Raw genomic sequence first — 24865 nt, 5'->3', positions numbered from 1 at the left:
TATTGCCGGTTATCCGGCAATAAAATTGCGGTACCAAATAGCGCTTGATTTGGGGGTCCTAGCCAAGGTGTCGTAGTCCACATGGACCAAGCCGAAGCGTTTGGTGTAGCCCAGGCCCCACTCAAAATTATCCATCAATGACCAGGCCAGATAGGCCGATACCGGCACTCCTTTGCCCATTGCTGCGGCCAGCGCCTGCAGGTGACGCTGCATGTATTCCGTGCGGTCGTTGTCTTGTACTTGACCGTCGACAATTCTGTGGTCAGGAAAGGCGCCTCCGTTTTCGGCAATATAATAGTCTTTCACTTTGTAGCGTTGATGAAAACGGGTAAGCATTTCCGTTAAGCCATCGGGATAAATTTCCCATCCCATGTCGGAATAGGCTGCACCTGGGTTGCGTACTTCCTCTGCATGAGGGAAGGGCTTTTTGTCATTAAATCGCGTCAAGCTGCGAGTGTAGTAGTTGATACCCAGGCTATCCATGGGCTGGGCGATGGTTTTCAGGTCTGCGTCATCAAACGCCATCATGTTGTCGCCAAATCCCGCCACCAGTTCTTCTGGATAGCCTTTGCCAAACAGTGGGTCGGCAAACCAGTGATTGAATATGCCGTCACCGCAGCGAGCCGCGCGCTGATTATCGGGATGGTCATCGATGGGGTGATAGGGCTTGAGGTCGAGCACAATGCCGAGTTTGGCCGGGGTTTCTTCCCTTAATGCCTGAATACCCATTCCGTGTGCCAGCATCATGTGGTGTGCAGCTACGAGCGTGCTCTTCAGGCAGGTTAAACCCGGTGCGTGGCGACCCTCCAAATGCCCGACGAAGGCGGCACAGCGTGGTTCATTTAACGTGGCAAAGGTATGAATCCGGTCACCAAATCGTTGGCCGATGATGTGGGCATAGTCAGCAAAGCGGTAGGCTGTGTCGCGATTGAGCCAACCGCCGGCTTCACCCAGGGCCAATGGTAAATCCCAGTGGTAAAGCGTGCAGTAGGGCGCAATGCCGTGCGCGAGTAATGTATCGATCAGTCGATCATAAAAGGCCAGGCCCTGCTCATTGGCGTTACCTTTGCCCTCCGGTTGGATGCGTGGCCAGGCGATGGAAAAGCGGTAAGCTTGCAGATTCAGCTCGCGCATCAGCGCGACGTCGGTCGCCATTTTATGGTAATGATCGCAGGCGATATCGCCATTGCTGGCATCAATGATATTGCCGGGCTGGGTGCAAAAAGCATCCCAAATCGAAGCACCCCTGCCGTCCAGATGGGTTGCTCCCTCAATTTGATAGGACGAAGTGGCGGCGCCAAAAAGAAACGATTCCGGAAATTCAGTTCGCATAAATCCGTTTGCCTGTGGTGAGAGAGAAAAGGGAAAACTGGCTGTTATCAAATGACAGGGTTAATTTGTCGCCGGCTTTGCCTGGGAATTGACTATGGGTTTTGACGACCCAGGTGTGATGGTTGTTTTTGCACCATAAAATGCAATCCGCACCAGTGTATTCAATAATTTCCAGGGTAAACTCGCCCTGGGTATCCAGCTCTGGTGTAATGGACTCCGGGCGAATGCCCAGTTCCGCAGGCCCTTGCGGGTATGCGGCATTGAGCGTGAGCTGCAATTCGTCAGCATTAAACTGGCTTGCTGGGTTGCCTGCGGAGACCTCGCCAGTAACAAAGTTCATGGCCGGCGAACCAATGAACTCCGCAACGAAGCGGGTGGCCGGTTCCCGATAAATGACGGCCGGCGTGGCTATCTGCTCTATTTTCCCGTTGTGCATCACCGCGATCCGGTCCGCCAGCGTCATGGCTTCAATTTGGTCGTGAGTTACGTAGATCAACGTATTTTTTAACAGTTGATGAAGTTTTTTGATTTCCAGTCGAAGCTCGGTCCTTAATTTTGCGTCCAGATTTGACAGGGGTTCATCAAATAGCAATACGCCTTTTTCCCTGACCAGTGCCCGGCCTATCGCGACACGTTGGCGTTGTCCGCCCGACAGTTGGCTGGGTTTGCGTTGCAACAGCGGCTCCAGTTGAAGTATTTTTGCGGCTTTATCCACTCGCGCTTTGATGTCGGTTTTTTTAAGGCCTGCAACCTTTAATGCAAATGCCAGATTTTCCCCGGCGGTCATGGTGGGGTAGAGTGCATAGGACTGGAACACCATGGCCAATCCGCGGTCTTTGGGTTGTGCGTGGGTCACATCCTTTTGGCTGATGAAAATCCGGCCCTCGCTTACATCCAGCAAACCGGCAATCGCATTCAGCAATGTTGACTTGCCGCAGCCGGACGGTCCCAAAAGAACGATAAACTCCCCGTCGTCGATGGTCAGCGATAAATCGCTGACAATGGACTGGTCGCCGTGCTTAATGGAGAGGTGTTCGATGGTGACCTGGTTCGTCATGCGTTATCCCTTAACGGCGCCCGAGGCGATGCCGCGTACAAAATACTTGCCGGAAAAAAAGTAAACCAGCAAAGGAACGGCAGCGGTTAACAAGGTTGCTGCCATATCGGTGTTGTAGGTTCTCTCGGCCAACTGAGAATTCACGATATTGTTCAATTGAACTGTCATGGGCAGATTCTCTTTACCCGCGAAAATCAAGCCCAGTAAAAAGTCATTCCAGATGTTGGTCACTTGTAAAATGGTCGCTACTGCCAGCATAGGGATGGAGAGGGGCAGTACGATACTGGTGAAAATGCGCCAAAAACCGGCGCCATCGACCCTTGCTGCTTTAAACAGCTCCTGCGGCAGAGTGAGATAGTAGTTCCTGAAAATGAGCGTGGTCATGGGGAGGCTGAAAATCAGGTGTACGAGTACGATGCCTTGCAATGAACCATAAACATCCAGTGCGTTGGTGATACGGACCAATGGGTAGAGCAAAACCTGGTACGGAATGAAGGCGCCACACACGAGAATGGCCATCAGGAAGTTGGCACCCCGCGGGCGCCAGAAGCTGAGTGCATAACCATTCAGTGCGCCTATGAAAACAGATAGCAGCACACTGGGAATCAGAATTCTGACCGAATTCCAGAAGCCGGCCTGCAGACCATCACAATTCAGACCTGTGCAACTTGAGGACCATGCGTGCTGCCAGTACTGGACATTGAATGATTCCGGTAGCGCGAGCATATCGCCCCAACGGATTTCTGCCATGGTTTTCATGGATGTGCCGACAATCACATACAAGGGCGCAATGAAGTAAAGCGCGGAAATTAATAGAAAAACGTAGAGCCCAACGCGCCCCATTCGTGGAAAGCCTGTCATTGGTTTGCTCCCCGCTTTCTGATCGCCGCCAATACCCATAGCGGCGCGGCGGCACACAGGACCGAGACCAGCAACATGCCTGCACCGGCCATGGCCAGGCCGATATTGTTGCGTTCGAACAAATGATCTACCACAAATTTCGCGGGCAACTCACTGGCAATGCCAGGTCCACCATTTGTCATGGCAACCACAAGGTCATAGCTTTTCACCACCGAGACGCCAAGCAGTACAATACAAAAGGTAATCATCGGTGCGAGCGAAGGCAGCACGACCGACCAGTAGGTGCGCCAGGCCGGCACGCCATCGATGCGCGTGGCGCGCCAGATCTCCGGATCGACGCTGCGCAAACTGGCGAGCATTAACGCCATGATAAAACCGCTGCCCTGCCAAAGCGCGGCGATAATGATGGCAAAAATGACGGTTTCGCTGTTAACCAGCCAGTCAAAGGTAAAGCTTTCCCAGCCGGTATCCCGCACCAATGCTTGTATGCCGAATGCGGGATTCAGGAGCCATTGCCATGCCAGACCGGTTACCACATAGGACAGTGCATGCGGGTAGAGGAAGAGGGTGCGGAACCAATTTTCTCCCCGGACTTTCTGATCCAGTGCTATGGCCAGCAGGGTGCCAAGCACCAGACAACCAACGATATACAAGGCACCAAAAATGATCAGGTTCTGCAGCGAGGTAGTCCACCTGGACGAAATAAACAGCCGCGCGTATTGTTTGAACTCGACAAATACGTAACTCGGGAGCAGTTTCGAATCCGTAAAGGACAATAACAGCGAGTAGAGGACACAGCCGACAAATACCGTCAGTGCGATGCCGAAAAGTGGCAGCATGAGCCAGTAGGCAGGGTTTCTGCGCAGGCCAAGTAAACAGCGTTGGAGCGATGTTGGTCCTTGCATGATCAGATTACCGCTGCCAGTGCGGCGGCCAATTTTTCTGTCGCCTCTTTTGGCGTCATCGATGGCCGGTGCCAGAATTCTGTCACGATATCAGTCAGTAATCCTTTTTGATCCGGTGTCATCAGCATGACCACATCCGGGACCTGTTTGCTTGGATCGCGCAGTATGTCCAAACCTTTTTTGTCGCAATAGTCCAGCCCTTCCGGCTCGATATCCATGCGTGCCGGCAGCGACCCTTTGGCGCGATTGAACGCGCGCTGTGTCTGTGGGTCCATCATGGTGAGCGCGAGCAGTTCCTGGGCCTGTATAACCGCAGGATCGTCAGAGCGTGAGAACCCGAACGCATCACCACCCACCATGAACAGCGGTTGGTTGCCCAGGTTCAACACACACCCATAGTCAATGCCGGCTTGCTGGCCGGCGGCCCGGAACTCGCCTTTTGCCCAGTCGCCCATGAACTGCATGCCGGCGCGTCCGGTAATCACCATATTGGTAGCATCATTCCAATTGCGCCCCGGATGGCCTTCGTCTACCAGGTCCCGCAATCGGGCGAACGCGCGGAACACATTTTCCAATTCGGGACTGGTTACCGCGCTGGGGCGGCGATAGCTCAGCACATCTTCATATAATTCCCGGCCGCCGTAACTGAGCAGGATATTGAGGAATGTCATGCGTTCTTGCCAGGCTTCGCCGCCAAAGGCCAACGGGATATGACCATTGGCTTTCAGCACGCGCGCGGCATGGAAAAAATCGTCCCAAGAGCGGGGCTCTTTTAATCCCAGTTCATCAAACAGTTTTTTATTGTAAAACAACCAGTTTGCGCCGTGCACATTGACGGGGATTGCATAGAATTTGCCATTGCGCACCACGCTTTCCACCAATAGTGGATAAAGCACCTGGTCCCAGCGCTGTTGACGAGCAACCCGATCAATGTGATTGACCATGCGCGCATGAATCAGATCGTCCAATTCATTGCCTACAACAAATTGCATGGCAGTGGGTGGACTGCCGCCAAGAATGCGGTTGATAACGGTAGTGCGCGCGGCTGAACCACCGGCTATGGCTGTATCGACCCAATGCCCCCCTCGGGTGTTATAGGCACTTGCCAGGGATCGAATGGCCGCCGATTCGCCCCCCGACGTCCACCAGTGGACTACCTCGGCCACGGGTCTGGTGTCTGTTTGCGTTTGCTTTGGCGCAACGAAGGAAAAAGAGCCGGCGAGTGCGCACAGAAACGACGCAATCAAAACTGCTTTCACAATGGGCTCCCGACGGGCTTCAGCAATTGGTCGATACGGGCAAGCATCAATGGCGTGGGTTGGCTCGCATCCAGTTGCAGGAATTGTTCATCCGGTGTCGGGGCTTCAAGCGTGGCTAGTTGGCTGTGCAGTAATGACGCCGGCATGAAGTGCCCGTGCCTGTTTTGCAGACGTGTCGACAACAGTGGTTGAGGCAAGTCCAGCCACAGATACCACAGGTTGGATTCGCGACCCAATAATTCCCGGTAAATCCGTTTAAGTCCGGAACAACTGATGACGGCGGAGGACTTTTGGTCCAGGTGTTTCTGGATGATTTCCCGTAAGTTATGCAACCAAGGGAGCCGGTGGCAGTCTTCCAACGGTTGGCCCCGTTGCATGCGCTCTATATTGGTTGGCGGGTGATAGTCGTCGCCCTCATAAAAGGGTACGCGCCAATGTGCGGCTAACGCGGCGCCCAGAGTGGACTTTCCACATCCACTGACGCCCATAACTATCCCTATGACTGGTTTTTCCATTTTCTGCGACTAAGTTTTATGATTATTCCCGCGATGCTACCGTTTTATGGACTGTAAAGGCAGCAGAGAGTCTCTGTATTCATAATGTCATAAAGACTATAAGCAAGCAACCCCGGCTGCAGCTCAGCCAGATTGGTTGTGTTTTGATCTGCCCCTAAGCTATTGAAACAAAACGTAGTTTTTCCATAAAAAAGTGCTTGACTCGGCTAGGGCAGATCCCTAGTATACGCGCCTCAAGACGACGACGTCGCTTGAACACGCACCTGTAGCTCAGCTGGATAGAGTACTCGGCTACGAACCGAGCGGTCAGGGGTTCGAATCCCTTCAGGTGCGCCATCTTAAAAACAAAAAGGCCCCACGCGACTGCGTGGGGCCTTTTTGTTTTTAAGCCGGCACACCGCGGGGATGAGAACCCCTCCGGGTTCGACCAAACGCGACCAGCGTTTGGGACCGAGCAAAGCGAGTCCCGAAGGGGCGATAAAAGCCCCTAGGCTTTTATCGGTCAATCCCTCACGATGCACCAGCCAAGCTCGCGTGGTACTGAGGACAGCGTGGTGCTGACGCCAGTCGCACCTTTTTGTTTATAGGCTGGCACACCGCGGGGATGAGGCCGCTCTCGGCGTCCTGCCTCCGCGGCATTCGCGCATCCATGCGCATCAACCCCTCTGGATTCACCTATCAAGCCGGCGTGGTACTGACGCCTTCCGCCTTTTCCTCCAGCGCGCAAGCACCAACTCCTCCCGGCCCTGTGCACCAAGCAATCTCATGCCTTTCCCCTATACGCTAAGCGTTATTACCCGTTATGGTGTATCCCATAACAGAACAAGGAGAAAAGTCATGAAGACCCGTGCAGCCGTCGCGTTAGCCGCTGGCAAGCCCCTGGAAATCCTCGATGTGGACCTGCAAGGCCCCAAGGCCGGTGAGGTGCTGGTAGAGTTAAAAGCCACTGGCGTGTGCCACACGGACGCGTTCACGCTTTCCGGTGACGATCCCGAAGGCGCATTTCCGGCGATTCTTGGTCATGAAGGCGCTGGTGTGGTGGTGGATGTGGGCCCCGACGTGAAGGCGCTGAAACCGGGTGATCACGTGATTCCTTTGTATACGCCCGAGTGCCGCCAGTGCGAATACTGTCTGCACCCGAAAACGAATCTGTGTCAGGCCATTCGCACGACACAGGGGCGCGGCGTAATGCCGGATGGCACCAGTCGGTTTTCCCTCGACGGCAAACCCATCCTGCATTACATGGGGTGTTCAACATTTTCCAATTACACCGTCTTGCCAGAAATTGCCCTGGCGAAAATCCGCGAGGACGCGCCGTTCGATAAGGTGTGTTACATCGGCTGCGGCGTGACCACGGGTATCGGCGCTGTGGCCTTTACCATGAAAGTGGAACCCGGTTCGGTGGTGGCGGTGTTCGGTCTGGGTGGTATCGGGCTCAATGTCATACAGGGCGCAAAAATGGTGGGCGCCACGCGCATAATCGGGGTGGATACCAACCCGGCGAAAGCGGCGTTGGCGCGCCAGTTTGGCATGACCGATTTTGTCAATCCGAAAGACTGCGAGAATCTGGTTGATCATCTTGTGCAAATGACCGGCGGTGGTGTGGATTACAGTTTTGAATGCATTGGCAATGTTAAGGTCATGCGCGATGCGCTGGAATGTTGTCACAAGGGCTGGGGGCAGAGTTGTATTATTGGCGTTGCCGGCGCCGGACAAGAAATCAGTACCCGGCCATTTCAGTTAGTCACCGGTCGCAGCTGGCGGGGCACGGCCTTTGGTGGCGCGCGTGGCCGCACCGATGTACCCAAAATTGTCGATTGGTACATGGAAGGCAAGATCAGAATTGACGAATTGATCACTCACACCATGCCCCTGGACCAGATCAATACCGCGTTTGATTTGATGCATGAAGGCAAGAGTATTCGTTCGGTGGTGCTGTATTGATGGAGAGTGTTTTGAAACTGATCAGTGAACAACGCTGTTTTGACGGCAGGCAACTACGGTTCAGTCACCGGTCGCAGGTGCTTGATTGTGACATGGTGTTTTCGCTGTACTTGCCGCCGCAGGCCGTTTCTACGCCGGTACCATTGGTCACCTGGTTATCGGGATTAACCTGTACGGATGAAAACTTTGTCACCAAGGCCGGCGCGCAACGCTACGCTGCCGCGTTAGGGTTGGCGATTCTGGCGCCCGATACCAGTCCTCGCGGAGAGGGCGTGCCGGATGACGAAGCGGCTGCCTATGATCTGGGGTTGGGCGCGGGTTTTTATGTGAATGCGAGTGAAGCACCCTGGGCTGCCCATTACCAAATGTATGATTACGTGGTCGCGGAACTGCCGACTCTGTTGCGCAACAGCGACCTGCCGTTGGACTTCAGCCGGCAGGCGATTTTCGGCCATTCCATGGGTGGCCATGGCGCGCTGATTATCGGCCTGCGCAACCCTCAGACCTATGCCGCCATTGGCGCCTTTGCGCCGATCGTGGCACCGGGTCAGTGCCCTTGGGGCACCAAAGCGTTGACGGCGTATTTGGGGGAAGACTCAGCCGCCTGGAGGCAATGGGATGCGCGCGAATTGATTCTGGCCTGCAACCATCAGGCAGCCGTGCCGATCCGGATTGATCAGGGCTTGGCGGATCAGTTTCTGGACGCGCAACTCAAGCCACAGTTACTGCTGGATGCTGCACCGGAGGCTTACCCCCTGCATTATTTTGCGCACGAAGGTTACGACCACTCTTATTTTTTCATTGCCAGTTTTGTGGGTGAACAGCTGGCATTTCTTAACACGCATTTATAAAGCGAAAAATTATCCGGTCAGGATGGCGGCGCGCACGCATTTCAATGTGCCATAGTCAAACGCGCCGTCCAGTGCCTCATACACAGGTTTGAAACGGAAGCCTTCATCGCCGCCATCATAGGCAAGAATTTCATCCTGCATGCGGGCAAGATCGGCGTCATTGATGTCGAGTGCTTCGCGCAGACTGATCTGACCGCTTTGAATCAGCTCTGCCATGTGATTGTAAATGGTGTTTTCCGTGAGCCCCCGTTGCGCAGCAATTTGCGCGGGGGTCATGTGTAAGCGCAGCAATGTCAGCGTGCCGTCCAGGGTGTCGCTGCTGTCGTCGTCCGGTGCGTCAAACTCGCACAAGGTGTCGAGAAAGGCTTGGCCGAATTTTGCCAGCTTTGATTCGCCCACGCCGCTGATGGCCAGCATGGCCTGCTCACTGGTGGGATGATAGCGGACCATTTCCATCAATGTGGCGTCATGGAATACCACATAGGGAGGCACGCCGTGCTCTTCCGCCAGCCGCTTGCGCGTGGCACGCAGCGCATTCCACAGGCGTTCGTCGGCTGCCGCGAGTTGTTGTGTTCTGCTGCTTTTGCGTTGTTTGATGTCTTTGACGTCACGGCGCAGTTCGATGGTTTCCTCGCCCTTGAGCAGTGCCCGGCACTTTTCATCCAGTTTCAGTCCGCCAAAGCCTGCGGTGTCTACCGCGAGATAACCACGGGCCACCAGTTGCCGGAATACCGAACGCCATTGGTTGGCATCGAGTTCCGCGCCGATCCCGTAGGTACTCAGTTGCTGATGATCGAACTGGATAATCTTGTCATTGCTTTTGCCAAGCAGAATATCCACCAGATGACTCACGCCAAAGCGTTGGCCCGAGCGGTACACGGTAGAAAGCGCTTTGCGCGCTGCTTCAGTGCCGTCCCAGGTGTCCACCGGGGTCAGGCAGGTGTCACAATTTCCACAGGGCGCGTGGTCACGCTCGCCGAAATAATTCAGCAACACCTGCCGTCGGCAACTGGTGACCTCACACAAACCCAGCATGGCATCGAGTTTTTGCCGCTCGGCAATTTTGTGTTCGAGACTGCCGTCCGATTGCGCCATCATCTGACTCAACAGAATCACATCCTGATAGCCGTAGGTCATCCACGCGGTGGCGGGGTTGCCGTCGCGGCCGGCGCGGCCGGTTTCCTGATAATAGGCTTCCAGGCTTTTGGGTAAATCCAGGTGGGCAACGAAGCGCACATCCGGTTTGTCGATGCCCATACCAAACGCAACGGTAGCCACCATGATGATCTGATCTTCGCGTAAAAACCGGGCCTGGTTACTGGCGCGGACTTCAGCGGGCAAGCCGGCGTGATAGGGCAGGGCGTTAAACCCCTCCGATTGCAGGTGGCTGGCAATTTCCTCGGTTTTTTTGCGCGACAGGCAATACACAATGCCGCTGTCCTCCGGGTGTTCATTGCGTAAAAACTGTACCAGCTGCTTTTTCGGGTTGTTCTTGGGCGTGATGCGGTACTGAATATTGGGCCGATCAAAACCCACAATAAACGCCCGGGCCTGTTCTAGGTGCAGGCGATGGATGATTTCCTGTTGTGTGCGGGCATCGGCAGTGGCGGTGAGCGCGATGCGCGGCACGTCGGGAAATTCTTCTGCCAGCAGGCCCAGCTGCAGATAATCGGCCCGGAAGTCGTGGCCCCATTGGGACACGCAATGGGCTTCGTCGATGGCGAACAGGGCGAGCCTGGCCTGGTGCAACAAGTTGATTGTGCGCGCCTGGTTCAGGCGTTCGGGCGCGATGTACAGCAAGTCGAGCTCACCCGCCACCAGCGCCTGCTCGATACTGGCCTGTTCGGTCGGGCTCAACGTAGAGTTCAGGTAACCGGCGCTGACGCCCAGCTGAGCCAACGCGTCGACCTGGTCCTGCATCAGCGCAATCAGCGGTGAAATCACCACGCCGCAGCCTGCGCGGGCGAGCGAGGGTATCTGGTAGCAGAGGGATTTACCGCCCCCGGTAGGCATGATGACCAGGGCGTCACCGCCGTGGGTCACCGTGTCGATAATCTCGTCCTGTGGGGGGCGGAAGGCGCTATAGCCAAACGTGTGTTGGAGTATGTGCAGGGGTTCGTGGCTCATTGGCGCATTATACGGGCCCCGGTCATCCGGGTGTGAGTTGAAATGAACAATTGGCGCTTAAAATTTGGCCCGGGACAGGTATAATGCGCGCCCGCTATGAGATGTAGAGAAGTACGAGGTTAGCGTGAAAGTGGCTGTACGTTGGGTGGTGCGCAACCACCGCATCATTGCCCGAGGCAAATTGGGCGCTTCCTTGCAGGTGCAAGGCTACCGCAATGGCGGTTATTGGTTCTGATTCGGGGCGATTGTGGCAAAGATCGGTTTAATTTTTGGCAGTGATGAAGGCAATACTGAGGCAATCGCCTACCGTATTCAGGCCCGCCTGGGAGCTGATCTGGTGGATGTGCTGGATGTGGCTGATATCACGGTGCTGGACTTCGACAATTACGACACCCTGATCCTCGGCCTGTCCACCTGGGACTTCGGCCAGATCCAGTCCGATTGGGAGGATTTCTGGGGCGACGTCGGTCAGGTGGACTTCACCGGTAAAACGGTGGCGCTGTTTGGCCTGGGCGACCAGTTTGGCTACGGCGATTACTTCCTGGATGCCATGGGCATGCTGCACGATGTGATCGTGCCTAACGGCGCCCGCATCGTCGGCTATTGGTCCACTGACGGCTACGATTTTGATGCCTCCAAAGCCCAGGTTGCTGGTGAGAATCTGTTCGTGGGTCTCGGCATTGATCAGGATCAGCAGGAAGACCTGACTGCCGGTCGGCTGAACCGCTGGTGCCGGCAGATCCACGCTGAGCTTGGCCTAACCTCGCCCATCCAGGATCTCGACGATTAGTTTTTTAGCCAGTTCCGGTTCTGGCTAGTCTCCAACCCGGCCACGGGCAATAATAGTGGCCATGCAAACGACATCATCAATTCACACCACGCCCGCGCTGACTCCCGAGGCCTGCCAGGCCGCGCGGTTGGCGCGCGACAGTCGGTTTGACGGCCTGTTCTATACGGCCGTTCTCAGTACCGGTATCTATTGCCGTCCCACCTGCCCGGCGAGAGCGCCGCGGGAAGACAATGTTCGCTATTTTGCCAGCGCAGCCGCCTGTGCCGCCGAGGGCTACCGGCCGTGCTTGCGTTGCCGCCCGGATGCCGCACCCGGTTATTCGCCCGCAAACGCGCAGGTTACGCGCGCAATCGCACTGCTGGAGCAGGGTTTGTCGTTAACGGACATTGCCGCCGAGCTCGGGATTACCGATCGCCATTTACGCAACGTGTTTGCTGAGAGCCTGGGCGTCGGCCCGAAGGAATACCAAATCTACCGACGCTGCTTGTTGGCCAAGCAGTTGCTGCATGAAACGCCGATGCCGATTACCGACATTGCGCTCGCGTGCGGATTCCAAAGCGTACGGCGTTTCAATGATGCGTTTAAACGCCGCCTGGCGTTGACGCCGAGCGAGGTCCGGCGATCGGCCCAAGACCGGGTCACTTCGCACGGAATTACGCTGTTTCTGAGTTACCGGCCGCCCTATGCCTGGTCTTCGGTGCAGGCATTTTTAGCAAAACGCCAGGTGGAGGGGCTGGAGCGGGTCACCGAAGCCAGTTATTCGCGGTCTTTGTCTGTACCCGGCGGCGGTTGGTTTGATGCGGTGCATGAGCCTTCGCGCCATGGTTTTCGGGTCACATTTACGCTGGCTGATCCCAGCCGGTTGTCAGCTGCGGTGGCGATGGTGCGGCGGATTCTGGATCTGGACGCCAACAGCCTCGCGATAGGCCGGGCGCTGCGCGCGGCGTTCAAGGGTTCTTCCTCCGCGCCCGCATTGACGGAGGGCATGCGCGTGCCGCAATTTTGCAGCGCATTTGAAGCCGGGGTCCGGGCCATATTGGGCCAGCAGGTGAGTGTGGCGGCGGCCAGGAAAATGACCGAGACGCTGGTGCACACGCTAGGTGAAACCCGGCCACTCGGCGAAGGGGGCGGCCACTACCATTTGTTTCCCGCACCTGCGCAGGTGGCCGCGGACGAGCTGCTATTTCTCGGGATGCCTGCCAGTCGGCGGGCGAGCCTGCGCGCACTGGCAGCGTGTTGTTCGGAGTTTCCCGAATTGGATGTGGCGCGCTGGTTGGCGATAAAGGGCATCGGGCCCTGGACGGTCAGCTACGCGCAAATGCGCGGGGCCCAGCACACGGATATCTGGCTGGCGGGTGATCTCGGTATTAAACATGCGTTGGCCCAGTGGCCACAGATTTCGCCAGACGTTGCTGCGCCCTGGCGCAGTTACCTCACATTGCAACTTTGGGAATTGTTGGTATGACCCACGCACTGACAGCATCGACGGCACGGCTTTCAACGCCCATGGGTGAGTTATGGATTCAGGCTAACGAGCGGGGTATCACCGCGGTCAGCTTTGATGCACTGCCGATTCAAACATCGGCGCCAACAAGTGACAGTGCAGAAGCGCATCTCGCGCAGGCGATGGCTGAATTAACCGACTATTTTACCGGCCAACGGCAGGCGTTTACTGTGCCGCTTGCCGCCCGCGGTACCGCGTTCCAAACGCAGGTGTGGACCGCACTTTACCAGCTTCCCTTTGGTGTGACCGCCAGTTATCGGGATATCGCCCGCGCGATTGGTAACGAGAAAGCGGTGCGTGCGGTGGGTGCGGCCAATGGCCGCAATCCGATTGCGATTATCGTGCCCTGTCATCGTGTGATTGGTACCAACGGCACGTTGACCGGCTATGCCGGTGGCCTCGCGCGCAAACAATGGTTGCTGGCCCATGAGGGCGTTGGGCAAAGGCCGTTGTTGTAGGGCTCACTGATCTGCGGTTCAGGCCTGCAACGTTTTACGGGGCTTCGGCGATAAAGGTTGCCCGAATCGGCGCCGGGTGACCTTCAGCAGTTTTTGACAGGTCATCCGGATCGAGAAATTCCCGCAGCGAGTGATACAGCATCCAGTCGGTGGTGCGTTGCTCATCCAGGCTCGTCCGGTTCATTTCCGCAAGGCGCGGATTTTTCAAACCGCATTTGCGCATCCAGCTGATGAGTGTGTCGGGCGACGGCAGAAACCACACATTGTTCATCTTGGCGTAGCGGCCTTCGGGCACCAATACATCGCCCAGTCCACCTTCGATTACCAGCGTTTCCAACACCAGTTGACCACCGGGTCGCAGAGTGTCTTTCAGCTCGCGCAGGTGATCCATGGGCGATCGCCGGTGATAAAACACACCCATGGAAAATGTCGTGTCAAAGCAACCAAGGTTGGCCGGCAGCTGTTCGATACCGATGGGCAGGACGTCCACGGGTTTGGGGCCGGTGAATTTTTTCAGGCTGTAAAACTGCATGACAAACCGGGGCGAGGGGTCTATGCCAATCACCCGGCGTGCGCCTTCGCCCAACATGCGCCAGCAGTGGTAGCCGTTGCCGCAGCCTACGTCGAGAATATGCCGGCCGGCGAGGGAATCCAGGTGTGGCAATACCCGGTCCCATTTCCAATCCGAGCGCCATTCGGTATTGATATGAGTGCCAAACACAGAATACGGGCCTTTGCGCCAGGGGATCAGTTCCCGCAAGGTGGCCTCTATCGCGTCCCGGGTCGTTTGCTCAATCGGCCCGTCCAGCGTCATGCCGTGTTTGAAGTCCATTACGGTGGCCTTGATGGCCGGCAGTTTCAGGTAGCTGTCGCGCCATTGCGGCAAGTCGCCAAAGCGCGTTTCCGAAAGGCCCTCATGGATTTGTGCGGGCAGTGTTGCAGCCCATTCACTGAAGCGGGCGTCGTCTCGCAGGTAGGCGAGCAGATCGGCGTAGAGATCGAGATAGTTCATGCTTTGATAGCGATCAGTGAGGCAAAGTTAAAACATTGGAACCATACATCCACCGACGTGAAGCCGGCATTTTTCAGCCGCTGGCGGTGGTGCTCGAGTGGTTCGGGTATCAGGACATTTTCCAGCGCCGTGCGTTTTTGCGCGATTTCCATATCGCTGTAGCCATTGGTGCGCTTGAAGTTGTGGTGTAACTCAATCATCAGATCGTGGTGGGGCTGGTCTTTGAATGCCACTTTCTCCGACAGAATCAACACGCCACCCGGGACCAAGCCCTGATAGATTTTGCTGACTATCTGGTCACGCTGGGCAGGGTCGATAAACTGCAGGGTGAAGTTAAGCACCACCACCGAGGCCTGTTCAATCGCCACCTGTTGCAGGTCGCTGCACACCAGCTCAACCGGCACTTCGGCGCTATCCGCGGCCATAACCTGGCGGGCGCGCTCGATCATGGCCTTGGAGTTATCCACCGCGATCAGGCGGCAGTTGGCGGCCCGGATGCGATGGCGCATGGCCAGTGTGGCCGCACCCAGGGAGCAGCCCAGGTCATAACAACGGGAATCGGCCCGGGCATAGCGCTCGGCCAGATCGCCAATCATGCTGATGATGGTGGTGTAGCCCGGGACTGACCGCTTGATCATATCGGGGAACACATTGACCACCTGCTGGTCAAACCGGAAGCTGGCCAGTTCGGCCAGTGGGCTCGCATATATGTTGTCGCGCTGGTCGGTCATGGCTAGGCCCCTCAAAACGCGCCATTCTAGCCAGCGGGTGCGGGTCTAGCAAACTGGTCTAAGCTTGAAGTGGCAGTTTTCCGGGGGCAGGACGGTCAAGGGTAGGGAATCTTTGGTTAATTACGCTGCAGTGAAAGTTTTGGTGGTGGACGATTTCGACAGCTTCCGCATGACGGTGAGCCGGATGTTGTCGGATTTCGGTTGCCGTACGGTCGACACGGCCGTCAATGGTAATGAAGCCTTGCGCTTGTGCGAGGAGAATGATTACGACCTGATTTTGTGCGATTACAACCTTGGCAAAGGCCGTAACGGCTTGCAATTGCTGGAGGAAATGCGCCACAAAAATCTCCTGCGGCGCAGTAATCTGTTCTTGCTGGTCAGTGCCGAGTCGTCGCGCAATATTGTCCTGGCAGCGTCGGATTACGAGCCCGACGGATACCTCACCAAGCCCATTACCGCCAAAACCTTGCGCCAGCGACTCGATCGGGTGTTGCATCAGCGCCAATCCATGAAGTCTGTGTATCGCGCAATCGAGGATAACTACCTGGATCGCGCTATCGTGCTTTGCCTGACCAAACTCGACGAGAACTCGCGCTATGCCGTGTTGTGTCAGAAGCTGCTGGGCGCTCTCTATATCAAAACCCAGCAATACGATCTGGCTGAGCAGCTGTATCGACAGGTGCTGGAAATGCGGGAACTGGATTGGGCGCAAGTCGGTATGGCGCAGGTGGAGGCGGCACGTGGAAATGATGACCGGGCCGAGGACTGGCTTCAGCAGATAATTCAACTGCAACCTCTGTGCATGCCGGCATACGATGAACTGGCAGAACTGTATCGCCGGCAAGGCAAGGAAGCGGAGCGTCAGAAAGTCCTTGAGCAGGCGGTCGCCGTGTCGCCAGTGGCCCTGTTGAGGCAGGAAAAACTGGCGCAGGTGGCGCAGTCCAACAACGATAGTATTGTGGCCGCGCAAACCTATAAAAAAGTGGTTAAGTTGTCCGAGAACTCCGTACACGACAAAGTTGAAAACCACATGGCGTTTACCCGGGCAGCAGTGGCGGCGTTTGCCGAAGATGAAACAGTGGGCCGCGATGTATTGCGTGAAGCCCTGGCAGTTGTGGATCAGGTGGAAAGCCGGTTTGGCAAGGACGACACGCGCAAACTGCAATTGCAACTGATCGAGTCCCAGTTGCAACTCAAGCAAGGCAATACCAAGCGCGCCAACGAATTGTTTATGGCGGCAAATCAGGCAATCGAAGCCTTGGGCCTGATGGACATTGACACCGAATTGGATCGGGTGATGACCTTGCAGGCATTGGGACAGAACGCGAAAGCGAATGATCGTCTGGTGGAATTGGTGGAAGCGTTTAAAGACGACGAATCGGCACTGGAAAAAATTGACCGGTTGCTGGATGACCCGGTCAGCGAAGCCGCGTGCAAGCAAGTGGCCAGTATCAATAAAGAGGGTATTCGCCTGTATGAGCAGCAGGCGTATATGCGCGCGATTGAATGTTTTCAGCGGGCGCGCCGATTGTTTCCACGCCATTTAGGCGTGCAATTAAATCTGGTGCAGGCGTTAGTGGGCCAGATGCGTACAGGCGATGAAAATCCCCAGTGGATGGACATTGCCATTCAATGCCTGAAGGGGGTCGAATCGTCCATCAATGGCACTCACCCTCAATTCCAGCGCTACCGGCAATTGCAGGATATGTTGCGCCAGGCAGACATGGAAATCCGTGCCAATCAGTCGAAGCGAAAGGGGAAGTGATATGAGTCAGCGGGAAGATCTGCAGGCTGAGTTTTCGCTGATACTCGCCAGCAGTGTGCACGACATGAAGAATTCTTTGGGGATGCTGATAAATACGCTGGATGACACCATGCGTGAAATGCCACCCAAGACGCCGGCGCAAGCCAGTCGGTACGCGACGCTACAATATGAGGTGTCCCGCATCAACGGTGAACTGATCCAGTTACTTGGACTTTACCGCACTAACTTACAGTCCATGCCTGTACATGTGGAAGAGCATTACGTGCGCGATCTCATCGATGAGCAACTGGCGCGCAACGATCTGCTGCTGACCAGCCGGCATATCGATGTCGAGCTGCGTTGTGATGAAGATCTCCTGTGGTACTTTGATGCTGAACTGATTGGTGGTGTCATACACAATGTGCTGGTCAATTGCGCGCGCTATACACGCAGTAAGCTACTGGTTTCGGCGGTCATCGAAGAAAAAACCTTGGTGATTCAGATTGCCGACGACGGCGGTGGCTACCCGCAAGTGATGATCGATCAACCGGTCAATGCCCAACGGGGGATTTCGTTCGAAACCGGCAGCACCAACCTGGGGCTGTTTTTTGCCCAACGGGTGGCCAGTTTGCACCGTTCAGGCGGTAAGGAAGGGTTCATATCGCTTGCCAATGGGGGCGAACTGGATGGTGGCATATTTACCTTGACGTTGCCCTGATGCGACCAAGGTATGAGGGCGCGGTTGCAGGGGGTTTGATAGCCTAGGCGTTTCTTATCTCCACAATCGGATCGTTATGAACGCCAATAACAATCGCACCGCACTGGTTACCGGCAGCACTTCGGGCATTGGCATGGCTTGCGCGAAAGTGCTGATGCAGCATGGATACAGCGTTGCCTTGCATGGCCTGGTCGATGAGACGGATGGCTGGCAACTGGCCCGCGAAGCCGAACAGCGCTACGGCGTGACCTGTTGCTTCGTCCCCGGCAATCTCGCCGTACCCGAACAAGTCGCGCAGATGGTAGCCTCGGCTCAAAGCCAGTTGGGTAGCCTGGCTGTGCTTGTGAATAATGGCGGTATTCAGTACACCGCGCCCGTCGACAGCTTTCCTGTTGAGCGCTGGCAATCCATTTTGTCGATTAATCTCACGGCTGCCTTTATCGCGACGCAAGCGGCGTTGCCCGCGATGCGAGCTGCAGGTTTTGGCCGCGTTATCAATATTGCCTCAGTGCATGGCTTGGTGGCTTCGGTGAATAAGTCGGCTTATGTTGCCGCCAAGCACGGTTTAATCGGTTTTACCAAAGCCACGGCGTTGGAAACGGCCAATGCCGGTATCACCTGCAACGCGATTTGTCCCGGTTGGGTTGATACCGCCATCGTACAGAGTCAGGTAGCTGATCTGGCGCGACAGGAAGGGCTGGAACTCGCTCAGGCCAGTCAGCAATTGGTGGCGAACAAACAGCCGATGCACGCAATGACCGCGCCTGAATCCATCGGTGCCATGGTTCAATTCTTATGCTCGGATCAGGCCGCTACCCTGACCGGCGCCAGCATTCCCATTGACGGTGGATGGACGGCCCAATGACCGTTATGATGAGGCCATATCCCGATACCTATAATAAATTTATGCCTCATTTACTGCTTGCCGATGATCACCCATTGTTCCGTGCTGCATTGCGCCAGACCCTGTCCATGGCATTGCCGGGCGGGGTTGATCAATGCACTGAGTGTGAAGACATCGGTGCTGTGATGACCCAGCTGGAACAGGGCTTGGAGCCAGATCTGATTCTGTTGGATTTGCACATGCCAGGTGCGCAGGGTTTTGCCGGGTTAGTCAATTTGCGGGCCTGTTACCCGGAAATCCCGGTTGCCATTGTTTCCGGCGATGATTCCTCGCAACAAATCCGGCGCGCTGAGCAGTTGGGCGCCAGTGGGTTTATTTCCAAGCAGGCAACGCCGGAGCAGCTGGCCCGGGCAATCAGCCATTTGTTGGCCGGCGATGAATGGTTTGAACTCGATACCAGCCACGCACAGGGCGTTGGGCTCGACGATGTGGCCAGCCGTATTGGCAGTCTTACGCCGCACCAGTTCCGGGTATTTTCCAAACTGTGTGAGGGCAAGCTCAATAAGCAAATTGCCTATGAAATGTCGATTGCCGAACCCACGGTAAAATCCCACGTTACTGCCATCATGCGTAAGCTCGGTGTGCGCAAGCGCACCGAAGTGATCCTGCTGGCACAGCAACTCAATTGACCGTTGGTTGTGCCAGTTCGCGCTGAACCGGCGTGGTTTTAATGCGTAGTTCGATTACTGCATAGCCTTGTTTTACCGGCGGTCAGGCGCGTTTGAAGTGCCTGGACATCAGAGCTCTGAGTGCTGCCACCTTTACCGGCTTTTTAAGAAAATAGTGGCCAGCGGCTTTGGCTGCCTGCTTCACATCATCCTGAAAATCGGCACTCAGAATAATGGCCGGTACGTATTCTTTCATTGCTTGTCGGATGGCTTCCACAGCGGCAACACCATTGTCGCCATTGTCGAGATGATAGTCGGCGAGGATCAACGCTGGCCTGTTGGCAACCTTCTGCAATGCATCCTGCCGGTTTTGTGCGATGAGAACGTCACAGCCCCAGGGCGACAGCAGTGCTGACAGTCCCTGCAGAATAGTGGGTTCATTATCAATACAGAGCACGCGCAATCCTTTGAACGCAGCCGCTGCAGGTATGGCAGTGGATTTGTTGGGCAGGAAGCTCCGCGCAGGCGCCTCTGTGGCCGGTATAGACAACGAAAAGCAGCTGCCCTTGCCGGGCGTAGACGAAAGCGTCAGATCGAGTTTCAGCAGGTTGCACAAGCGCTTGACCGTGGCCAATCCAAGGCCCAATCCGCCGTCCTGACGATGTTGATCCAGGCGTTTGAATTCTTCAAAAATGACCTGCTGATCCGGTTCAGGGATGCCCTGGCCGGTATCCCAAACTTGCAGCAGCCAACGATTACCTTTGGGGCGGATCGCGAGCAATACGCCGCCTTTGCTGGTGTATCGCAAGGCGTTGGCCAATAAATTCTGCACGATGCGACGCAACAACTTCGGGTCGGTAAAGACCGTGGCCGATCGCGTCCGGGTGTTGAGTCTCAACGCTTGTTGCGACGCTTGCGGGCGGTAGTCCCGGGCCAGCAGGTTGACGAGTTGATCCAGTGCAAATGCCTGGCATTGGGGTTCAACGGCGCCGGCATCCAGTTTGGCGATGGCCAGCAATTCGCTGATAATGTTGTCGGCCGCACCCAGTGCAGTATCCAGTTGCTCGAGTGATTGTTTTTGCTCCGGCGGCAGCGGTTGCTGCAAAAGCGCATTGGCAAAAAGCTTGGCTGCATTGAGTGGTTGAATCACGTCATGTCCCGCTGCCGCTAAAAACCGGGTTTTGCTTTCGTTGGCCTGTTTCAGTTCACTGTTGACTTGCTCCAGTGCTTGGGTTCGTTCCGCCACTTTGTGTTCAAGTAATTTCTTGTGTTCTTCCAATGCATTCAGCGTATTGTGATATTGCGTGATGTCGGTAAAGGTTGTCACGAAGCCGCCACCGGGCATGGGATTGCCGCGCAGTTCAATCACCTGGTCGCCCAGGTGCCGTGTCACTACGTAGGGGCTGCCACTGGCCATGAACTCGAGCCGGCGGGCCACATAATCATCCAGTTCCCCGGCGGTAACGCGATCGAATTGTTCGGCATTAAAACGCAGTAAGTCGGCCACCGGTCTGCCCACGTGCACCCATTCTGACGGGTAATTGAAAAGGGCCAGATAAGGCCTGTTCCACGCCACCAGGCGCAGGTTTTTATCCACCACACTGATGCCCTGGCTGATATTGTCGATGCTGGCCTGCAGCAATTCCCTGGAAAAATGAAACAGCTCGGTGGTTTCTTCAATCAGCGGTTGGGTATCGGTCTGGTTGGCGTACTCAAGCAGGTGGCGGGCGGAAGTGCTGCCGATAACGCCGGCGAGCAGGTTTTCGATAAAGTCGGTGAATGCCGGGCTGGCCAGGTCGCCGTGTTCGGTTTCACCTTCAAACTGCGCCAGTGCCAAGCGTGTTTGCTCGCTGCCCAGAAAGCGCACCGCCAGTTGATGAAGTTGTCTCGCGCTCATCTGCGGCGCTCTGTGTCTTGAAGACGGCTGGTGGCTGGGGCGATAGAGCAGGGCGACAGTGAGCAGGTTTGCCAACAAACTCCAGACCACGCCGTGGGTGATTTCTGCCGGGCCGGTCCAATAGAAAAGCGCCGTTGGTTTCAGCCAATCCAGCTGCCATGGGCCTTGGTCTATCAGTTCGGGTGCGATCCAGCCTGCGCGTGACAGCATTGGCAAAAGCAATGTGTAGCTCCACACCAAAAAGCCAGCCGCGATGCCGGCAAGCACCGCGCGATCGGTTTGGTGGCCATGGTTACAGGCGAGCCACAGTGCGGGTGCAAATTGAGCCACGAGCGCGAAAGACAACAAACCAATGGCGCCCAACGCGTTGTTGTTGGCGAACAAATGGTAGTAGCCATAGGCAATCAACATGATGGCCAGAATGATCAGGCGCCGGGTGTTGCGCAATTGAGGCGTAAAGTCATTGGGGGCTTTGCCGCGCAACCAACGTTTGCGGATCAATAGCGGCACCACCAGCTCGTTACTGATCATGGTGGCCATCGCCACACAGGCGACGATGACCATGCTGGAGCCGGCGGAAAGTCCACCCAGGTAGGCGAGCAACGCCAGGTCTTCGCGATGATTGGCGAGTGGCAAACGCAGGACAAAATGGTCTGCGCTGATATCCTGCCCGCTGAACGCCACCAGGCCGCCGTAGGCAATCGGCAGAATACAGATGCCGAATAATATCAGATAGGCGGGTAGGACCCACCGCACCGTATCCAGGTCGCGCTTGGATTCACTTTCCACCACCAGGACATGGAATTGCCGTGGCAGACAGACAACCGCAATCATTCCCAGCACCACCGCGGCCATGAAACCCTGGTCGCCCTCGTTGCCGGCAATGCGTGCCGCTACTGAGGGCGTCTGTGCGGCGGCCAATAACAAATCATCAAATCCATCAAAAAGTCCGTAAGCCACAAACAGTGCAATGGCCATGAACGCCATGAGTTTGATCACGGCTTCAAAGGCAATGGCAATCATCAGGCCATTGTGGTGTTCGCGGCTGTCCATGTGGCGGGTGCCGAAGGCAATGGCAAACAGGCCCAGAATAATCGCAAAGTAAAATGCGGTGTCTTCGAGTACCGGCACACTCAGAAGGTAGTGGGATTGGACCCAACTGTCGGTCAGCAGATGAAAGCTCTCGGTAATGGCTTTGAGCTGCAGCGCGATATAGGGCACCAGCAAGATCAGACAAATAATGGAAACCACCACCGCGAGCCGCCGGGAGCGGCCGAAGTGATTGGCGAGAAAGTCTGCCAGCGACGTGGCGCTGCCTTGCTTGGCCCGGGCCAGCAGTCGTTTGAGCGTGGGTCCGAAAAATACCAACAGGATAATCGCGCCGAGAAAGGTGGGCGGAAAATACCAGCCGTTGATGGCCGCTTGCGCCGTGGTCCCGTAAAAGCTCCAGGCGCTGCAATAAATCGTTGTCGCGAGGGCGACCACATAGGGCTTGATGCGTTTGACGCGCTGCTCGGCCAGACTGTCGCCCCACCAGGCAATGCCAAACAGGACGAGCAGGTATGTCAGCGATATGGCGAGCAGCGCCAGATAACTGAGCATGGCGCGGTGCTATTCGTTGTTATTTTTCGGTTATACCGCCACCGGTTATAAGTAGCGCCTGATGCTGAGGCGATGCGGCGATAGTCTCGGCATTAAACGCAATCGAGGGCAGGCTGACAAGGGGGGCGACTGGATCCTTCGCGGGTGGAGCGTCAATCAGCTGGCTGGGTGGCAGTGGCGCCTGATCCCGCAGGTGAGCCAGCATCGCGTCCATGGCCTGTTCAAAATAGGGATGCAAGGGCACAAAATACGGGCGCAAAGGTGGCAGATTGAGGAAGGCGTCAAAATGTTGCCCCTGTTTGACTTCGATATAGCGCAACTGGCTTTTGTTGGGCTCCTGTCGTTGGTTGAGTACGGCATAGGCCCTGGCGTGATGAGCGGGTTGAATCAGATTGTCTGCACCGCCTTGTACCACTAGGGTGGGCAGGCCCTTGAGCGCACCCGTGAGCGCGATGTCGGCTTCTGTTTGCCGGAGGGTTGCAGACTGGATCTGCTCACTCAGGCAGCGGATGCTGTCGTAGGCCAGATCCGGCTGCAGTGCATTATTGACGGAAAACGCCAGCGCTTTTTGATTGCGATTGTTCACAATACTGATGCCATCCACCGGGGGGATACCGCTGTTACCAAACAAGCGCTCGTGCTTTTCAGGTGGCATGGCAGTTGGGTTACCGGTGCTATCGGTGTAGGCATAGCTCAATCCACACAGGGCATTTTCCACGCGGGCACGGGTAAAGTTGTTGGTGTAGTTGACCAGAATGGCTTCCCACAAATGGATGGCGCTGCTTGTGGTGAGTAGTGGCAGTGCGCGCTCGTTTAATCCATCGGCCTGTAATCGGGCCAATGCATCCTGTGCTTGGTCTGCAACCGAATCGCCTGTAATCAGGCCGTCTTTTTTCAGATCCGCACAGCGTTGCTTGAAATGTGCTTGAAACAGCGGCAGTTGGTATGCCGCGAGTGGCGAGGGCAAATCTTCGGCCAGTGCGGCACAGGGTGCGAGCAGGGCCGTGCGGGCGGCGGTGGTTAGCAGACTGTTGACGTTCTGGGTTTGGTTGCCGTGCAGATATTGGGTACCGCCCGGTAAAAACACGTTGGGTTCCGACACCACCACACCATCAATCCAACCGCCATCATCCTGTTCGGCAGCAGCAAGCACAGCCGCACCGCCATTAGAAATCGCGGCGGCCAAGACGGTGGTGTTGTTCCTCAGAAAACTGAAATCGGGTTGTTCCGATGGTCTGTGGTGCTGGTTGAGCTGATAAAAGCCGAATTGAATCGCCTGCAACACGAACCGACCCCAGTCTTTTTCGGGAACCCGTCCACTGTGGGCGTGGCGGGTCGCGATGCGGTGCGGGTTTTTTTCGTTGAATGGCGAAAGCGCCGCAATGTCTTCCGCATAATGGAGCTCGCGATGATGTTCTGTGTTGGCCGGGAGTGCTGCACCGAGCCAATGGCTGGCCATGTTTTCACCCAGCAGGTGAAATCCCGTGCCCGTGCCCTTGTCGGTTGTGACCACCGCACAACCCTGATGCAAAGCCCAGGCGCCCACCACACCCGCCGCGCCATAGATGCCCCGCGAACCCGAGGATGCAGTAGCCACGATACACGGTGATTGGGCATTGAAGCTTGCCGGCACCTGAAGCATCAGAATCGCGGCAATGGCGTGATCGCTGTATCGTACCGGCAGGCGGTATTCGGTACCGGCAACTGGCCCCCCGGTGGCCATGTGAGTTGCGTACAAGGTGCCGTAACCATCCTGTTCTTTCATGGCCAGCAGGGCGTTGAAATTCTGATGGATCGCGTGCCGTCTGAGCGATTCGGTGCTGTCCGGTGTAAGCGCCGGCATCGGTGCGCGCAATCCGGCCAGCCCAAGCCCGGCGCTGACCAGATCATTGGTGCTGCCGTCGGTGTGGAGTGCGTAGGGGTCATCCACCATAAACGGGGGTTTGGTCAGTTCTGCCGGCTGCAGGTTGGCAGGGTTCAGGGATTCCAGACAGCCCGCCAACGCCAGTGGAAATATCAGACAGCTAATGATCCTGTGCATGTCGA

The 24865-nt window shown here is 56.2% G+C and carries 20 protein-coding genes, 1 tRNA gene and 1 pseudogene; 10 read left to right on the top strand and 12 right to left on the bottom strand.

All coding sequences use genetic code 11. The annotated features are described in order from the left end of the window. Window positions 1-9: 9 nt before the first annotated feature. The 6 genes from M5M_RS04030 to M5M_RS04005 are packed head-to-tail and all read right to left on the bottom strand — an operon-like array spanning window position 10 to window position 5902. Window positions 10-1332: a GH1 family beta-glucosidase gene (locus M5M_RS04030; protein ID WP_015046193.1), complete on the bottom strand. Its 1323-nt coding sequence runs from the start codon at window positions 1330-1332 to the stop codon at window positions 10-12. Then, the gene (locus tag M5M_RS04025; RefSeq protein ID WP_015046192.1) at window positions 1322-2389 is read right to left on the bottom strand and encodes an ABC transporter ATP-binding protein; all 1068 of its coding nucleotides are present in this window, start codon (window positions 2387-2389) and stop codon (window positions 1322-1324) included. The genes M5M_RS04030 and M5M_RS04025 overlap by 11 nt, the downstream gene beginning before the upstream one ends. A 3-nt stretch (window positions 2390-2392) precedes the next feature. After that, on the bottom strand, window positions 2393-3250 hold the full coding sequence (locus M5M_RS04020) for a carbohydrate ABC transporter permease (RefSeq protein WP_029879450.1): 858 nt from the start codon (window positions 3248-3250) through the stop codon (window positions 2393-2395). Beyond that, window positions 3247-4155, bottom strand: a complete 909-nt coding sequence (locus tag M5M_RS04015; protein ID WP_211217005.1) for a carbohydrate ABC transporter permease — start codon at window positions 4153-4155, stop codon at window positions 3247-3249. Before M5M_RS04015 ends, M5M_RS04020 begins: the two co-directional genes overlap by 4 nt. Before the next feature lie 2 nt (window positions 4156-4157). Continuing rightward, a complete protein-coding gene (locus M5M_RS04010) occupies window positions 4158-5414 on the bottom strand; it encodes an ABC transporter substrate-binding protein (RefSeq protein ID WP_015046189.1) in 1257 nt (418 codons plus the stop codon). After that, complete coding sequence (locus M5M_RS04005) at window positions 5411-5902, bottom strand: gluconokinase (protein WP_015046188.1); 492 nt, start codon at window positions 5900-5902, stop codon at window positions 5411-5413. The genes M5M_RS04010 and M5M_RS04005 overlap by 4 nt, the downstream gene beginning before the upstream one ends. Window positions 5903-6188: 286 nt before the next feature. On the opposite strand from M5M_RS04005, the gene M5M_RS04000 reads away from it, so the two are divergent. The 3 genes from M5M_RS04000 to fghA all read left to right on the top strand — a co-directional run bounded on the left by M5M_RS04000 (window position 6189) and on the right by fghA (window position 8724). Continuing rightward, window positions 6189-6265 (top strand) — tRNA-Arg (locus M5M_RS04000). Window positions 6266-6766: 501 nt separating this feature from the next. Further along, window positions 6767-7873 (top strand): S-(hydroxymethyl)glutathione dehydrogenase/class III alcohol dehydrogenase, encoded by a 1107-nt coding sequence (locus tag M5M_RS03995; RefSeq protein WP_015046187.1) that lies wholly within the window; start codon window positions 6767-6769, stop codon window positions 7871-7873. A gap of 11 nt (window positions 7874-7884) precedes the next feature. Continuing rightward, complete coding sequence (fghA, locus tag M5M_RS03990; protein ID WP_024330229.1) at window positions 7885-8724, top strand: S-formylglutathione hydrolase; 840 nt, start codon at window positions 7885-7887, stop codon at window positions 8722-8724. A gap of 9 nt (window positions 8725-8733) precedes the next feature. Here fghA and M5M_RS20640 read toward each other — a convergent pair whose 3' ends face one another. Together M5M_RS20640 and recQ are read right to left on the bottom strand one after the other, a co-directional pair. Then, complete coding sequence (locus M5M_RS20640) at window positions 8734-9015, bottom strand: helix-turn-helix domain-containing protein (RefSeq protein ID WP_338057837.1); 282 nt, start codon at window positions 9013-9015, stop codon at window positions 8734-8736. A 45-nt stretch (window positions 9016-9060) separates the two neighbouring features. Beyond that, a pseudogene (gene recQ / locus M5M_RS03985) lies at window positions 9061-10851 on the bottom strand (DNA helicase RecQ); the annotation flags it as partial. A gap of 247 nt (window positions 10852-11098) precedes the next feature. Between recQ and M5M_RS03980 the strand changes: the two are divergent. From M5M_RS03980 to M5M_RS20940, 3 genes are all read left to right on the top strand, one after another. Next, window positions 11099-11641 carry a flavodoxin gene (locus M5M_RS03980; RefSeq protein WP_015046184.1) on the top strand — a complete coding sequence of 181 codons (543 nt, stop codon included), beginning with the start codon at window positions 11099-11101 and terminating at the stop codon, window positions 11639-11641. Between the two features lie 61 nt (window positions 11642-11702). Further along, the gene (locus M5M_RS03975; protein ID WP_015046183.1) at window positions 11703-13106 is read left to right on the top strand and encodes an Ada metal-binding domain-containing protein; all 1404 of its coding nucleotides are present in this window, start codon (window positions 11703-11705) and stop codon (window positions 13104-13106) included. After that, entirely contained in the window at window positions 13103-13603 is a 501-nt protein-coding gene (locus tag M5M_RS20940) for a methylated-DNA--[protein]-cysteine S-methyltransferase (protein ID WP_042454885.1), read from the top strand. Before M5M_RS03975 ends, M5M_RS20940 begins: the two co-directional genes overlap by 4 nt. Window positions 13604-13637: 34 nt before the next feature. Here the strand turns inward: M5M_RS20940 and cmoB are convergent, their stop codons facing one another. Beyond that, a complete protein-coding gene (cmoB, locus tag M5M_RS03965) occupies window positions 13638-14615 on the bottom strand; it encodes a tRNA 5-methoxyuridine(34)/uridine 5-oxyacetic acid(34) synthase CmoB (protein ID WP_015046181.1) in 978 nt (325 codons plus the stop codon). Further along, a complete protein-coding gene (cmoA, locus tag M5M_RS03960) occupies window positions 14612-15346 on the bottom strand; it encodes a carboxy-S-adenosyl-L-methionine synthase CmoA (RefSeq protein ID WP_015046180.1) in 735 nt (244 codons plus the stop codon). The genes cmoB and cmoA overlap by 4 nt, the downstream gene beginning before the upstream one ends. Before the next feature lie 112 nt (window positions 15347-15458). Between cmoA and M5M_RS03955 the strand changes: the two genes are divergently transcribed. From M5M_RS03955 to M5M_RS03940, 4 genes are all read left to right on the top strand, one after another. Continuing rightward, window positions 15459-17111, top strand: coding sequence for a tetratricopeptide repeat-containing response regulator (locus tag M5M_RS03955; RefSeq protein ID WP_015046179.1), 1653 nt, complete (start codon window positions 15459-15461; stop codon window positions 17109-17111). 1 nt (window position 17112) lies between these two features. Next, complete coding sequence (locus M5M_RS03950) at window positions 17113-17808, top strand: sensor histidine kinase (RefSeq protein ID WP_015046178.1); 696 nt, start codon at window positions 17113-17115, stop codon at window positions 17806-17808. Between the two features lie 76 nt (window positions 17809-17884). Beyond that, entirely contained in the window at window positions 17885-18673 is a 789-nt protein-coding gene (locus M5M_RS03945) for a 3-hydroxybutyrate dehydrogenase (protein WP_015046177.1), read from the top strand. Window positions 18674-18714: 41 nt separating this feature from the next. Next, the gene (locus M5M_RS03940) at window positions 18715-19341 is read left to right on the top strand and encodes a response regulator transcription factor (protein ID WP_029879456.1); all 627 of its coding nucleotides are present in this window, start codon (window positions 18715-18717) and stop codon (window positions 19339-19341) included. A gap of 82 nt (window positions 19342-19423) precedes the next feature. Here M5M_RS03940 and M5M_RS03935 read toward each other — a convergent pair whose 3' ends face one another. Continuing rightward, window positions 19424-22819: a hybrid sensor histidine kinase/response regulator gene (locus M5M_RS03935; protein WP_015046175.1), complete on the bottom strand. Its 3396-nt coding sequence runs from the start codon at window positions 22817-22819 to the stop codon at window positions 19424-19426. A 19-nt stretch (window positions 22820-22838) separates the two neighbouring features. Further along, window positions 22839-24860, bottom strand: a complete 2022-nt coding sequence (locus M5M_RS03930; protein ID WP_015046174.1) for a 3-hydroxybutyrate oligomer hydrolase family protein — start codon at window positions 24858-24860, stop codon at window positions 22839-22841. Window positions 24861-24865 lie beyond the last annotated feature (5 nt).

The sequence above is a fragment of the Simiduia agarivorans SA1 = DSM 21679 genome, from assembly GCF_000305785.2.
Taxonomy (GTDB): domain Bacteria; phylum Pseudomonadota; class Gammaproteobacteria; order Pseudomonadales; family Cellvibrionaceae; genus Simiduia; species Simiduia agarivorans.
This window is presented reverse-complemented; position numbering and strand designations above follow the sequence as displayed.

What these genes read in the sequence shown, in the direction of transcription:
- M5M_RS03935 (WP_015046175.1), bottom strand. Translation starts at nt 22,819, where the DNA reads ATGCTCAGTTATCTGGCGCTGCTCGCCATATCGCTGACATACCTGCTC.
- M5M_RS03995 (WP_015046187.1), top strand. Translation starts at nt 6,767, where the DNA reads ATGAAGACCCGTGCAGCCGTCGCGTTAGCCGCTGGCAAGCCCCTGGAA.
- M5M_RS03975 (WP_015046183.1), top strand. Translation starts at nt 11,703, where the DNA reads ATGCAAACGACATCATCAATTCACACCACGCCCGCGCTGACTCCCGAG.
- M5M_RS04030 (WP_015046193.1), bottom strand. Translation starts at nt 1,332, where the DNA reads ATGCGAACTGAATTTCCGGAATCGTTTCTTTTTGGCGCCGCCACTTCG.
- M5M_RS04025 (WP_015046192.1), bottom strand. Translation starts at nt 2,389, where the DNA reads ATGACGAACCAGGTCACCATCGAACACCTCTCCATTAAGCACGGCGAC.
- M5M_RS03945 (WP_015046177.1), top strand. Translation starts at nt 17,885, where the DNA reads ATGAACGCCAATAACAATCGCACCGCACTGGTTACCGGCAGCACTTCG.
- M5M_RS20940 (WP_042454885.1), top strand. Translation starts at nt 13,103, where the DNA reads ATGACCCACGCACTGACAGCATCGACGGCACGGCTTTCAACGCCCATG.
- M5M_RS04020 (WP_029879450.1), bottom strand. Translation starts at nt 3,250, where the DNA reads ATGACAGGCTTTCCACGAATGGGGCGCGTTGGGCTCTACGTTTTTCTA.
- M5M_RS03940 (WP_029879456.1), top strand. Translation starts at nt 18,715, where the DNA reads ATGCCTCATTTACTGCTTGCCGATGATCACCCATTGTTCCGTGCTGCA.
- M5M_RS03930 (WP_015046174.1), bottom strand. Translation starts at nt 24,860, where the DNA reads ATGCACAGGATCATTAGCTGTCTGATATTTCCACTGGCGTTGGCGGGC.
- M5M_RS04005 (WP_015046188.1), bottom strand. Translation starts at nt 5,902, where the DNA reads ATGGGCGTCAGTGGATGTGGAAAGTCCACTCTGGGCGCCGCGTTAGCC.
- M5M_RS04015 (WP_211217005.1), bottom strand. Translation starts at nt 4,155, where the DNA reads ATGCAAGGACCAACATCGCTCCAACGCTGTTTACTTGGCCTGCGCAGA.
- cmoB (WP_015046181.1), bottom strand. Translation starts at nt 14,615, where the DNA reads ATGAACTATCTCGATCTCTACGCCGATCTGCTCGCCTACCTGCGAGAC.
- M5M_RS03950 (WP_015046178.1), top strand. Translation starts at nt 17,113, where the DNA reads ATGAGTCAGCGGGAAGATCTGCAGGCTGAGTTTTCGCTGATACTCGCC.
- cmoA (WP_015046180.1), bottom strand. Translation starts at nt 15,346, where the DNA reads ATGACCGACCAGCGCGACAACATATATGCGAGCCCACTGGCCGAACTG.